This window comes from Vibrio paucivorans (assembly GCF_054053395.1).
Genome location: NZ_CM133230.1, coordinates 1,747,374 through 1,760,159, shown reverse-complemented (window position 1 = coordinate 1,760,159; position 12,786 = coordinate 1,747,374). Strand labels below are relative to the sequence as shown.

The following is a 12,786-nucleotide window of genomic DNA, read 5'->3' as shown; positions in this document are numbered from 1 at the left end:
AAACCACAGGTGCAAATCTGAAGGCGTCCGCCTACTAGTTATACATCAGCTTTTCAGCCTTTTGGCTATCGAACTCTTTCAAGGATTTACGTGCTAAGCGTCTAAATGGAAGGGCTTTAACGACCTCTTCAAACGGTTGGATGGCAAAGGCCCAGAAGATAGAGCCATCAAAAACAAGAATGATGAGCGCACACAAAGGGATGGAGATTATCCATTGCCCTGTAAAGTTAACTTTGAATACTTCGGTGGTTTTTCCTAATGCACGCAACACATGTCCATGAACCGTGTTATAGCCGCGCACTATTGGTAGGAAAATATACAGCGGCGCTATGATCGCTAACGCATGGTAGGTCGATGCATCTAAGTCAGGATACACTTTGGCAATGACGACGCTGAGTGCGGCAAAAAACAGTGCACTCGCGATCGAGATCCAAACCGCAATATCGATACTAGTGTCGACATTTTTAGTTAGATCGTCGAGTTTTCGTGAACCGATTGCTTGGCTAATTGTGATAGCAGACGAGTGCGCCCAGGCTGTAATGAACTGAGTTCCAGCACGGATCCAAGGCATAACTAAGGTAATCGCAACATAGGCATTGATGTTGAGCTGAGAATAAAGCAATTGATAGATGGTGGCACCAATTGACAGCATGGTGACATTAGCGGCAACGGGAAAAATTTCAATGAAGTGATGGCGAATGTTAGCTACGAAATCATTACGTGTTGCAGTAAATTTCAAGCGCAACGAAGCATCGACATTTAGACACAGACTTAAGTAAACACATCGAATGAGTATCGCAATCAGGCTACCCCAGGCTGCACCTTGAACCCCTAATCCTTCGAAGTTCGATATTCCGTGAATAAGTACATACGAAAGTACCGCATTGATTGGGAGCTCTATGAGATAACCCTTAAATGGAATTTTCGTTTTTCCCATCCCATTAAACAACGCGATGATTACTTGGGTGATTGCAGTAAACAGCACAAGATATTTTGAGACTAACAAGTAACGGCTGATTTCTGCATGTAAAGAAGGCTCGTCGGTGAGCATTTCAATGAGAGGGTATTCGAACACTGTAAGCAGCAACCAGAAAAGAGAAGCTACGACGAAGTTGATAGACATTCCTGCCCAAAAGGCTTTGGACAAAGAAGAGTTAACTCCTGAACCAACAGCACGGCTCAGAACTAACTGTGTACCGTTGGCTAAAGCCATTTGAATTCCCAAAATGAACGCAACGATTGTAGTCGCAATTCCCATTGCAGCCAGTGGTATTTCTCCTAGGGGGGAAACCAACAATGTGTCGATCATTAGCATCGATTGCATAAGCAGTGCGTTTAGTGCAAGTGGCCAAGCGAGTGCGATGTTTTTCTTAACGTATGACTGGGAAGACAAAGTAATACCTTCAATTTGTAACAGAAGCTATTCGGTGAAACGTATGGTTCACCGAAGGTTTCGTATTTGATATACCAATGTTATGCGGCCTAGCTGGTACTCATTAAGCTGTGATTAGAGAGACTTTTGATAGGCGTTGGTTTTCGTCATCTAGCAACACTTGAGAAGCGATACGTGCTTTATCCGCATCTCCAGACATGATGGCGTCGTAGATGGCTTTGTGCTCTTCTAAGCAAAATCGACCACCTTCAGCAGAATGATCGATGAACTGTTTAAAAATGGCGGACAATATGTTGCCAAATGGCACATAGAAGTGATTCCCTGTGGAGAGGAAAATAGTCTGGTGGAAGAGGTGGTCGTTAATGGTCCAGTCTTCATAGTCAAAACTGTTAGCGGCCACCGTCATCTTTTGAAATAACACCGACAAAGTCTTACGTTGTTCAACTGTTGCATTAAGTGCGGCTAGAGCACATGCCTCTGGATCAATCGCTTTTCTCAAGCCTAAAAACTGTGCCAAAAACGGTTTGGTGTCCGCTAAGTCTTGAATCCAATCCAGTAACTGAGGATCCAGAAAGTGCCATTGCGTTCTAGGCAATATGCGTGTTCCTACCTTAGGCTTTGACTCAATCAAACCTTTAGCTGAGAGCAGTTTGGTCGATTCACGGAGGGCTGTGCGGCTGACCCCAAAAGCATCGCACAGTTCGATTTCACTGGGGAGCTTTTCATTCTCTTTTAACTCTCCAGACAAAATCTTGCGTGCGATCTGTCTTGCTATTTGAACATGAATTCGGCGGCTGGAATCTTCCACCGATGAGAATATAGACATGCGTGCCACCTAATTTATTAAATTTAATTAATAATACAATAACACATCATAATTTAAAAAGATTAAACATGAATAGCGTGATGTCAGAAGTAAAACCGCGTCGTTTCGTTAAAAATTTTGTCGCCACAGTGAGTAAAGGAAGGCTCACCTATGTTGAACCGATGTTAATGATACAAAGCGAGATAGCATATATTGGAGCGAAGCTTGCGTTTCAGTGATATAAGAGTGAAAGGCAGATCATATTCTGGCAGGTAAGATTTGGTGAGTAAGTGGTTCGGTGCTATATTACAACATTAAATAATACATATTTATAAGCAGAGACATGGCAGGTTCATTTAATTCAATTTCAGGCTCCAAGAGAAGCCTTCATGTGCAAGTCGCTCGTGAAATCGCCCGTGGTATTTTGTCTGGTGATCTTCCACAAGGTTCTATCATCCCAGGCGAAATGGTTCTTTGCGAACAGTTTGGTATTAGCCGAACGGCGCTGCGTGAAGCGGTTAAGTTACTTACGTCGAAGGGATTACTCGAATCTCGTCCTAAAATAGGAACCCGAGTTGTTGACCGTGCCTATTGGAACTTTTTAGATCCTCAACTTATTGAATGGATGGATGGACTCGCAGATACCGACCAATTCTGTCAGCAGTTTTTAGGCTTACGCCGAGCTATTGAACCAGAGGCTTGTGCGCTTGCTGCTAAATTTGCAACTGCTGAACAACGTATAGAGCTGTCTGAGACCTTCCAACAAATGGTGGAAGTATCCAGTGCAGAGCAGTTTGATCAGGCTCGCTGGACGGATGTAGATATCAAATTCCACAGCCTCATCTTTAACGCGACGGGTAACGACTTTTACTTACCATTTGGAAATATCCTGACGACGATGTTCGTAAACTTTATTGTTCACTCATCGGAAGAAGGCAGCACATGTATTGATGAACACCGTCAGATATATGAAGCGATTATGGCGGGTAATAGTGATAAAGCGCGCCAAGCGTCAGCAAATCATTTGCAAGAATCAAATCACAGGTTACCAGCAGCAAGCTAACGGTGACAACACGAGAAAAAGCACGCTATAAGCGTGCTTTTTTTGTTGAAGCTGGTGGGTAGCGTTTTGAACAATCATCAGTCGTTATCGTACAAAACTCTAGCAACTTAAGATAATGATTATATAATAATATAAATATCTTTGCTGAGTGTAATTATGTCTGAGTCTCTACTACCCAACATCGTCCAGTTTATTGGTCAGATAGATCCCTTCGATAAGATTCCTAAGCAGGCGCTCAGAGACCTGTGTACGCACATTCAAATTACCTATCTTGGGAAGGGCGAAGTAATAGATCTGTGTGAGACAGGTAAGGAAAAATCATTGTACGTGGTTCGAACGGGGTCTATGGAGCAGAGAAAGTCGGATGGTGTACTGAGAGCTCGGTTAGGAAGCGAAGATCTATTTGGATTTACCTTTCTAGAATCAAACGTCAACAACGATAAGGGCTACAAGGCAATTGCAATTGAAGGGACGTTACTTTACGTAATACCAAACTCAGCGTTGCAATCGTTGTTCAAGATTTTTCCAAGCTGCGCTGAACACTTCGCGTCCCAAGCTCAGGTGAGGCTTAAGTCAGCGTTAGATGTAGTATGGTCCAATAAAGAAAAAGGGTTGTTCATACGTAAAGTTGAAGATGTTGCCAGTGGCCGTGTTGCTGTTGTAACGGCAGATCAAACCATACAGTCGGTGGCGCATGAAATGAGATTGGTTCAGAGAAGCTCATGCGCTGTAGTATATGAAGAAGAAAAAATCGTTGGGCTAATCACCGACCGTGATATGACCAAACGTGTGATAGCTCATGGTGTCTCCGTTGATAGACCAATCTCCGAAGTGATGACTCATTCGCCGTTAACAATTAAACCCGACGACCTAGTTCTTCATGCCGCATCGGTCATGATGCAGTTCAATATTCGAAACCTCCCTGTAGTCAAAGACAACAAAGTGATCGGTTTGCTCACAACGTCTCATTTGGTTCAAAACCATCGTGTTCAAGCCATCTTTTTAATCGAAAAGATCAAATATGCAGGCAGCATTAAAACGCTTGCGTCTTTTACTCCGGAACGTCAAGCCATCTTTGAAGCGTTAGTGGAAGGGAAGGTGGCACCAGAAACCATTGGCAAAGTGATGACCATGATTATGGATGCGTATACGCGCAGAGTTATCCAAATCGTGATTGATAAACTGGGCCCACCACCATGTGCTTTTTCATGGATAGTTGCAGGCTCCCATGCGAGGAATGAAGTACACATGTTGTCCGATCAGGACAGTGCCATCGTTCTTGCTGATGACGCAACAGAAAGCGATCGTATCTACTTCAAGCACTTAGCTATGATGGTTACCAACGGACTTGCCAGTTGCGATTATCCACTCTGTCCAGGCAAGTTTATGGCAGCGACACCAAAATGGTGCCAGCCGTTATCGGTATGGAAGAGCTATTACAAAAAGTGGGTTGCTAATCCAGAGTACGAACGCCTACTCAACATCAGCGTTTTTCTTGAGATTCGCACTATCTATGGAAACAGTGATTATGAAACGATACTTCGAGATGAACTGCATCAAAACATACGTAGTAATCGAGAATTCTTAAGTTCGTTGGTTAATGATGCGATTAATACGCATCCTCCCCTCGGAATCTTCAATAGCCTTGTGCTGGAAAAGTCGGGTGAAAACAAGAAAACGCTCAACATCAAAAAATACGCCATCAACTTAATCATTGATTTAGCCAGAATCTATGGGCTCGCCGTCGAATGCGATCTATCAGCAACTGATGAACGTTTCAAAGCTGCGAATGAAAGTGGCATGTTGAGCGATGACGCTTATATGAACATCATTGGAGCGTATCAGTTCATTCTTTCATTCCGCTTTAGCCACCAGTTAGAGGCACTAAAGCAAGGGAGTGAGCCCGACAATCATATCGACCCTAACAGCTTCGGCAGCTTCGAGCGGAAACACTTGAAAGATGCCTTTAGGATAATTGCTGATATGCAAGATGCCGCTAAAGTGCGTTTCGGGAGCCGTTAATGAAGTCATTCCTTCAATATTTTCATCCTCTAGAGAGGATCAAACGTGAGCGTGAGCGTTATATAAAACGGGTCAAACTACCGGACTGCTTAATGAATTTAGTCTCTCTGCCTGAGCCACAGTTGGCTGACTTTGCTAAAGAAAGTCACTTCATTGTTCTTGATCTAGAGACAACCGGGCTTGATAGTGAAGTGGATAACATTTTATCTATTGGGTGGGTTGAAGTCGTCAAAGGGAGGATTGATTTGGCAACAGCGCGTCATTTCTTTTTAAGTAGCGATTCTCAGATTAATCCTCAAACTGCAGTTATTAACCATATCACACCGCAAATGCTGGAAGATGGAGTGACTATTCATGATGCGATGGCGACATTTTTTAAAGCTGCCCACGGTAAAGTGATTGTGGCACATGGGTGTATTGTAGAACGCAACTTTATGAATCAGTATCTCCAAAGTGCTTACTCAACGCGAGATCTTCCACTACTTTGGCTGGATACGCTGTGTATAGAAAAATCGTTGGAAAAGGCGATTAGTAATCATGAAGAATCTGATGTAACCCTTACAGGGGCTCGCGCTAGATATGGTCTACCTGAGTACAATAGTCACAATGCGTTGGTTGACGCCGTCTCTACAGCGGAACTGTTTCTTGCGCAGCAGCAACGTATTAGTAGAAACGGAGAAGCGACGCTTGCCATGCTGTATCGATATAGCCGGTAAACGAACGGGCTAGGAATAGGCGGCTAGCTAAGTAGTTCTGATCGGGGTTTAGTCCATGCTCAAATAAAAAAGCCAGCAAGTAGCTGGCTTTTTGCTTAGGACAATTGGACTTATCGTTTGATTAGAAGCTGTAAGTTAAACCAACACGGCTACGTAGTTCGCGTTTATCTGAAGAACTTGAAGTGTTTACATCGCCAAACTCTACGTATGGTGCCCAAGCGCCAATGATGTGGCGGATGCTAGCATTGAGTTCGTAGTTGGTATCTCCGTTGTCATAGATGTTGTAACCGTCTGCTTTGTAGTAGTTACCTTCGAAACCGAAACGCCAGTCATCCATTGAGTAGTTAATGTTTGCGGTAATACGATGACGACGTTGATTCTCATCGTTTTGGTAAGTTAGGTTGCCATCTTCAAGAATTGGTTTGCCTTCAGAATCTGTTGCAATAGATTGGGTGTTTTGTCTCATGTCGTAACGGTATCGTGCGCTTAAGCTTAGGCCTTCAATGCTGTCGACACTGTATGTTGCACGTACTTGAGGTTTGTAGGTAATACCCGCTGGACGTCCTTCGATTGGCATACCGTAGGTCATTGTCCAGTTGTCGTTGAGTTTATGACGGTAATTTAGACCCAGCTCCCAACCATTGTTCTTTAGGTCTTTCATGAACTCGCCATCTTCACCTTTGAACTTAGCTTCGATGTCTACAAGGAAATTGCCAATACGGTCTGCAAGTTTTACACGTGTTGCGTGCTGTTCAGTATGGCTTTTGTATTCGTGACGAACGTCGAATGAAGCGGCTGATACAGAGCCAGCCGCTAGAATTGATGCCACAGCGATTAAAGTCGTTTTAATTTTATTCATGGTTTAGTTCCACATTAGTTAGAGTTGGGCTTTGAACCAGCAAAGCCAAAGTAAAAAACTGGATAACGTCGAAGCTTCTTAACTTCTAGATATAAACTCATTTGAGTTAAAATAATACAAATAGTTTATCGGTGAACTGCTGAGTGATCTGTGAATTAGATCGAGTTGTACTGACTAATTAGCTATTAACAAAAGGTTACAATGTCTATGGTTTTAATGTAGTTCATTGAAATTGATGGGTTAATGATGGTTTTTTGTATTGAGGTAGTGTGTAAATCTATGTCGGAATTGTGCGCTGTCGCAAAGTCCTGATGACTGTATCTTTTGTGTTTATTTGTAATATATTAATATTATAAGTTCTTCATTCGATGAGAGGTATAGGTGCGAGTCGGCATCAGTAAGGCTAAGTATTTGTTAAACAAGTCACTTTGTATGTGGGTTACTCAAATGAGACTTGTAAACAACATTAGAGTCGATTCGAAGCACCTAACAAAAGCCAAGGGGTTTGCCTTTTGTTGATACGACTCATCATTAAATAACGTGTTCATATTGTTTTACTGGCGAGTGAGCTAAAACGAATGAAGTCTCTTGGGCTCATGTTGATACAGGCAACGTGAGCCTTTTTTTATCCTTTAAGATAATCCACCGAACTCATTTCTGTCGATCTCTCTGTTTAGTATAAAGCTATCTTTCATTAAGTAATCATACAAATGTTAGAGTTAAAAATTGACCGTCTAGGGTTTATAGCTGCGTGAGTCAATGTTGTCTTTCTTCTGTTTTTTCGATGTTCTTGCCAGTACAGCTAGCTTTTTAGCATCTTAGTGCTGGAAATGTTGGCTTGGTTGCTCGTGTTTTATGAGTGTTGAGTGATTTGAACTCGATCACTTGTATGATTAATGTGCTATTGCTTTCTAAGATCTTTATCACGCAATTAAATTATTGTAGTACAAATGATTTGTGTGCGTATCTATAGTGTTGGCAACTATAAACAATAAATAAAAGGTCGAAAGATGGAACTCAATACCCTAATTGTTGGCATCTATTTCCTATTTCTCATCGCAATAGGATGGATGTTTCGGACGTTTACAGGTGCGGCGGGTAAGGCATATGCAGATGGCTTTGCTGTCGCAGTCATTTTCCTGGCTAACGCATTTGGTTACCTCATGAACTATTTGTACTTTGCTCCTAAATTCCGACAGCTACGTGTTGTTACGGTAATAGAAGCGATTCGAATGCGTTTTGGTAAGTTTAACGAGCAGGTATTTACTTGGTCTGGGATGCCAAACAGCGTGATTTCTGCGGGTATCTGGTTGAATGGTCTGGCGATAATTGCATCGGGCATTTTTGGCTTCGATATGACAACCACAATCATAGTGACTGGCCTTGTTGTACTTGTAATGTCGGTAACGGGGGGCTCTTGGGCTGTGATCGCATCTGACTTTATGCAGATGGTGATCATAATGGCAGTAACAGTAACCTGTGCAGTGGTGGCGATCATTCAGGGTGGCGGTGTCACAGAGATTATTAATAACTTCCCAACCCAAGAAGGTGCGTCTTTCGTATCAGGTAACAATCTGAATTACTTGAGTATCTTCGGCATCTGGGCGTTTTTCATTTTCTTTAAGCAGTTTTCAATCACCAACAACATGTTGAATTCCTATCGTTACCTTGCTGCTAAAGATTCTAAGAACGCGAAAAAAGCGGCTTTGTTGGCGTGTGTTTTGATGACTATGGGGCCACTAATCTGGTTTATGCCTTCTTGGTTTATCGCAGGCCAAGGTGTCGACCTCGCAGCACATTACCCAGACGCTGGTTCTAAAGCGGGTGACTTTGCTTATCTTTACTTCGTTCAAGAGTACATGCCTGCCGGTATGGTCGGCTTGCTAATCGCTGCAATGTTTGCCGCGACCATGTCTTCGATGGACTCTGGACTAAACAGAAACTCTGGCATTTTCGTTAAGAACTTCTATGAGCCGATTCTTCGACCTCAGGCGACTGAAAAAGAGTTAGTCGTCGTATCCAAGCTAACTTCAACGTTCTTTGGGGTGTCGATTATCTTGGTGGCGCTGTTCATCAACTCGCTAAAAGGATTAAGTCTGTTCGATACCATGATGTACGTTGGTGCATTGATCGGTTTCCCAATGACTATTCCTGCATTCTGTGGATTCTTTATTAAGAAAACACCGGATTGGGCGGGTTGGGGCACGCTGGTAGTGGGCGGCATTGTATCTTACTTCGTTGGATTCGTTATCACAGCGGAAATGGTACAAGCTTGGTTCAACCTTGAGCCACTAACGGGGCGTGAATGGTCCGACCTAAAAGTAGCGATTGGCCTGATTGCACATCTAATCTTTACCGCCGGCTTCTTCGTAATGTCGACGCTATTCTACAAACCGCTATCGGAAGAGCGCCAGAAGAACGTTGATAAGTTCTTTGAAAACCTAGATACGCCTTTAGTTGCCGAATCCACTGAGCAGAAGAAGCTCGATAACAAGCAGCGTCGCATGTTGGGGTCTCTGATCGCAGTGGCGGGTGTAGGCGTGATGACCATGTTCGTACTACCAAACCCATTATGGGGACGCATGATCTTCGTTTTCTGTGGCGTGATTGTACTGACGGTTGGGCTACTACTAGTTAAAGCTGTCGATGAGAAAGTCGAGCAACAAAAAGATAGTCCAGCATCCGCGTAACGCTAATTGAATGTCTTATAGAGTGGCGATTTAGCCACTCTTTTTATTGGGTAAATTACGATGAAAAAGAACTTATTATCAATGGCAGTTGCCAGTGCACTTGCATTAGCTTCAATGGGCTGTGGTTACCAATCTGCCGCTAATACCGATGAGCAAACCAAGGCGCAGTCGAATATTGTCGTCAGTCAGCTTAATAGAGCTGATTTACTAGCTACCGACCGACATTCTACAGTCGATAGAACATCACTGACGGAAGCTTCTGACAGTGAAGTGGCGACTTTGCGAGAGCAGCTTACCAATGCTCAGAGCGGTGACATAATCGAAATCGCTTCCGGGCGATACCCATCACTTGGTCAAATTACCGTTACCGCCGATAACGTCACCATCAAAGCTAAAACCGCGGGGGAAGTTTGGCTAACGGGGTTAGTTCAATTTGAGCTGAAAGGAAATGATATTACTCTCGATGGTTTGGTGTTTACCGAAGGCGGCCCAAATGAACGTTTCGGCGGGGTACGCATGATGGGCAACCGTAACACGTTACAAAATTCGACGTTTTACTATTTCAATCACGACTATGCCTACGAGCCCGATGAGCGTCGTTTGGAGTATCCGAAGTACTTATGGGTCTCACTTTGGGGTAAGGAAGGCAAAGTGGTTAACAACCGCTTTGAGGGCAAGCAAAAGCGCGGCACTTTAATTGGCGTGCAGAAAGACGACCAACCAGACAACCACTTAATCGCGAACAATATCTTTTTAGATCAAAAACCTAACCAGTTTAATGAGTTCGATATAAAAGAGGCGATTCGTTATAACGGCAATAGTTGGGAAGCTATTCGTATTGGTGATTCAAAATCGTCACAATGGGACTCTAGCTCTCAATTCGTTAACAATTTGATGATCGATATGGACGGTGAGCGTGAGCTGATCTCTATCAAATCGGGTAGCAACGTGATTGCGGGGAATACCATATTTCAAAGTGCCTCGTTGATTTCATTACGTCACGGCAAAGCGAACGTTGTTGAAAACAACGTGATTTTAGGAAACGAGAAACGATTAACTGGCGGGATTCGTATTTACGATGAAGACCATATCATCAGAAACAACTACATCAGTAACACGCGAGGTCGCGATGGTGTCATAGAAGGCAATGCGGACCTGCGCGGTGGTATCGTAATCAATACTGGCATTATTGATGTCGCAAATGGCGAACAGCTTGCTCAAGCCGTGAAAGGTAAAGAGCTCAATAAACAATGGACACCTAAGAATATTACGGTAAAAAACAACTCCTTGGTCGATACTGAATGGGGGATTGTTTACGGCAACCAAAGTCACCGAGTGAGTTTGTTTGACAACGCAGAAGTTGAAGGTATTTACGCGGGTGTTGATATTTCATTTAAAAGCAATGTCGTAGACAATTCTCATACACCAGCCTTTGTGAGTGTAAGAGCCGCTGAAGATTTCCCTTTAGTTGGGGCAACATACAAGAACGAGCATTATTTTGGCAGTGTTATAGGTTCAGAAATGATTGATGGTTTCTCCATAACACTTCCTGAAATGACCGAGGTGAATGGGATGAATCAATACAAGCAGGTAGGTGCTGATGCTTCAGAGCTTAGGGTTGTAACCGCTGATACAGCGGGCCCTGATTATCGTATTGTCAATGCGATTCAGTAGATAGCGAAAAGAGTCGACCTATTAAAGCCAGCATTGTTTGCTGGTTTTCTTACTTCATAGGATGTCACTTCGGCGATAGGTACTGCAGTAGCGTTAGCCGAGATGAGAGTATTTCGATCGACTTTTGAAGTCGCTAAGGGTTTTGGACTGTTGCCTACTATTCGTTAGTTCAGAAGTTCCGTACTGCCATCTAGTGATTAGATGGCAGATATTTTTCGAGCAGCTCACGCACTTGGACAGTGGTTGATTTGCTAGGTAGGTCATTAGCTTAGGGGTATTGGCAATAAGAACAGGCTCTAGGTAAGTAAATTAAGAGAAATATGATCAACAAAGGAGGATGTAAAAAGCCGATAAGAGCGGTGAGACACCTTTCATCATGACACTTACCTTTTTAAAGCTTGTATACGGGCTTGTGTTACTCCATGTGACTCCCGATTGTGGCTATTTATCGACGATGCTTGTGTCGAAGCGCAAGAGGAGAAACGGAAAAGTACTCCTTAAAGCATCGACTGAAATAGTTACTGTTAGTAAACCCAGAGGCGGTCGCGATGTCTGCGATAGGAACATTTGATTGAAGCAGCAACTGTCTAGCGCTCGTTAATCTCAGCTCTAGATAATATCGAGAAGGCGACACCTGCATAGAAGCTTGAAATAGCCGTTCTAATCGGCGCCTCGATGTACCAAGTTTGAATGCTAGCTCATCAATCGACAGTGGATCTTCGGTGTTGCTTATCATCAATTGAATAGCGTTTTTCACCACATCCGGCGTAGAAGGGTCAACCATGTCTTGGAGTTTCGTTACTTCTTGAGAGTAGTTGGCTCGATCACACGCTAAAATATCTCTGATCGCTTCTTCTATTTCCGTACCTTGCTGCTGCTTTATTAGTTCAAGCATCATTTCTAGTGAGCTACTCGTGCCTGCCGAGGTGCATACCTGTTTATCAATCCTATACGCTAAGTCACTGACATTACTGTCTGGAAAATGCTCTTTCATATAAGCGTGATTATCGGGGTGAAGGCTGCACTGTGCATTATTGATTGCTCCGGCGTGCGCTAACGCGATCGTCCCATTCCACAACCCGCCAATGAGCCCATTGCGATGGATGACCTGATTGATTTTTCTCGACAGATTAGGGCGTTCATTAAGCTGACTTCGGTAGCCTCCGCAGACAATGAGTAAATCGATGTGCTCTGATTTCGATAAATCATCCAGTGTTCTATCTGCTTCTATCTTTATGCCTAAATCACTGGTGACGGAGACGTCGTCGATACTGATGGTTGAAACGTGATATATCGGTGAGGTCGTCACTAAATTGGCCGTGACAAGTGCGTCTGCCGCGCTGGTAAATGAAACCAGTGAAAAGTTTTCTAATAAAACAAACACCGCGTTTATCGGCATGACCTCGGAGTGCTGAGAGGGAAGAAAAGATCGATTGTGAGTACGTAATGAAGGCGTGAACTGTCGTTCTTTTCTCATAAAAGGGTGCTCGCAAGTGTCGACATGATTGTTATTGGCATGTATCGATATTAATGAGAGTTCAACGTGTCGTAAACACTGCTTTTC

At 43.4% G+C, this 12,786-nt stretch carries 9 protein-coding genes; 5 read left to right on the top strand and 4 right to left on the bottom strand.

Annotated elements, in window-relative coordinates:
• Positions 1 to 34: 34 nt before the first annotated feature.
• Complete coding sequence (locus tag ACXABW_RS08120) at positions 35 to 1,324, bottom strand: MATE family efflux transporter (RefSeq protein WP_457524981.1); 1,290 nt, start codon at positions 1,322 to 1,324, stop codon at positions 35 to 37.
• Positions 1,325 to 1,496: 172 nt separating this feature from the next.
• Entirely contained in the window at positions 1,497 to 2,219 is a 723-nt protein-coding gene (locus tag ACXABW_RS08115; protein WP_457522087.1) for a FadR/GntR family transcriptional regulator, read from the bottom strand.
• 322 nt (positions 2,220 to 2,541) lie between these two features.
• Here ACXABW_RS08115 and ACXABW_RS08110 point away from each other — a divergent pair, with 322 nt between their 5' ends.
• From ACXABW_RS08110 to ACXABW_RS08100, 3 genes are all read left to right on the top strand, one after another.
• Positions 2,542 to 3,261, top strand: a complete 720-nt coding sequence (locus tag ACXABW_RS08110) for a FadR/GntR family transcriptional regulator (protein WP_457522085.1) — start codon at positions 2,542 to 2,544, stop codon at positions 3,259 to 3,261.
• 156 nt (positions 3,262 to 3,417) lie between these two features.
• Positions 3,418 to 5,283 (top strand): DUF294 nucleotidyltransferase-like domain-containing protein, encoded by a 1,866-nt coding sequence (locus ACXABW_RS08105; RefSeq protein WP_457522083.1) that lies wholly within the window; start codon positions 3,418 to 3,420, stop codon positions 5,281 to 5,283.
• On the top strand, positions 5,283 to 5,999 hold the full coding sequence (locus ACXABW_RS08100) for a 3'-5' exonuclease (protein WP_457522081.1): 717 nt from the start codon (positions 5,283 to 5,285) through the stop codon (positions 5,997 to 5,999). The genes ACXABW_RS08105 and ACXABW_RS08100 overlap by 1 nt, the downstream gene beginning before the upstream one ends.
• Before the next feature lie 121 nt (positions 6,000 to 6,120).
• On the opposite strand, the gene ACXABW_RS08095 is transcribed toward ACXABW_RS08100, so the two are convergent.
• On the bottom strand, positions 6,121 to 6,858 hold the full coding sequence (locus ACXABW_RS08095; RefSeq protein ID WP_457522080.1) for an oligogalacturonate-specific porin KdgM family protein: 738 nt from the start codon (positions 6,856 to 6,858) through the stop codon (positions 6,121 to 6,123).
• Positions 6,859 to 7,868: 1,010 nt separating this feature from the next.
• Here ACXABW_RS08095 and ACXABW_RS08090 point away from each other — a divergent pair.
• Positions 7,869 to 9,548: a sodium:solute symporter family transporter gene (locus ACXABW_RS08090; protein WP_457522078.1), complete on the top strand. Its 1,680-nt coding sequence runs from the start codon at positions 7,869 to 7,871 to the stop codon at positions 9,546 to 9,548.
• Between the two features lie 60 nt (positions 9,549 to 9,608).
• Complete coding sequence (locus ACXABW_RS08085) at positions 9,609 to 11,222, top strand: polysaccharide lyase 6 family protein (protein ID WP_457522076.1); 1,614 nt, start codon at positions 9,609 to 9,611, stop codon at positions 11,220 to 11,222.
• Between the two features lie 445 nt (positions 11,223 to 11,667).
• On the opposite strand, the gene ACXABW_RS08080 is transcribed toward ACXABW_RS08085, so the two are convergent.
• Complete coding sequence (locus ACXABW_RS08080; protein ID WP_457522074.1) at positions 11,668 to 12,699, bottom strand: GlxA family transcriptional regulator; 1,032 nt, start codon at positions 12,697 to 12,699, stop codon at positions 11,668 to 11,670.
• Positions 12,700 to 12,786: the final 87 nt, after the last annotated feature.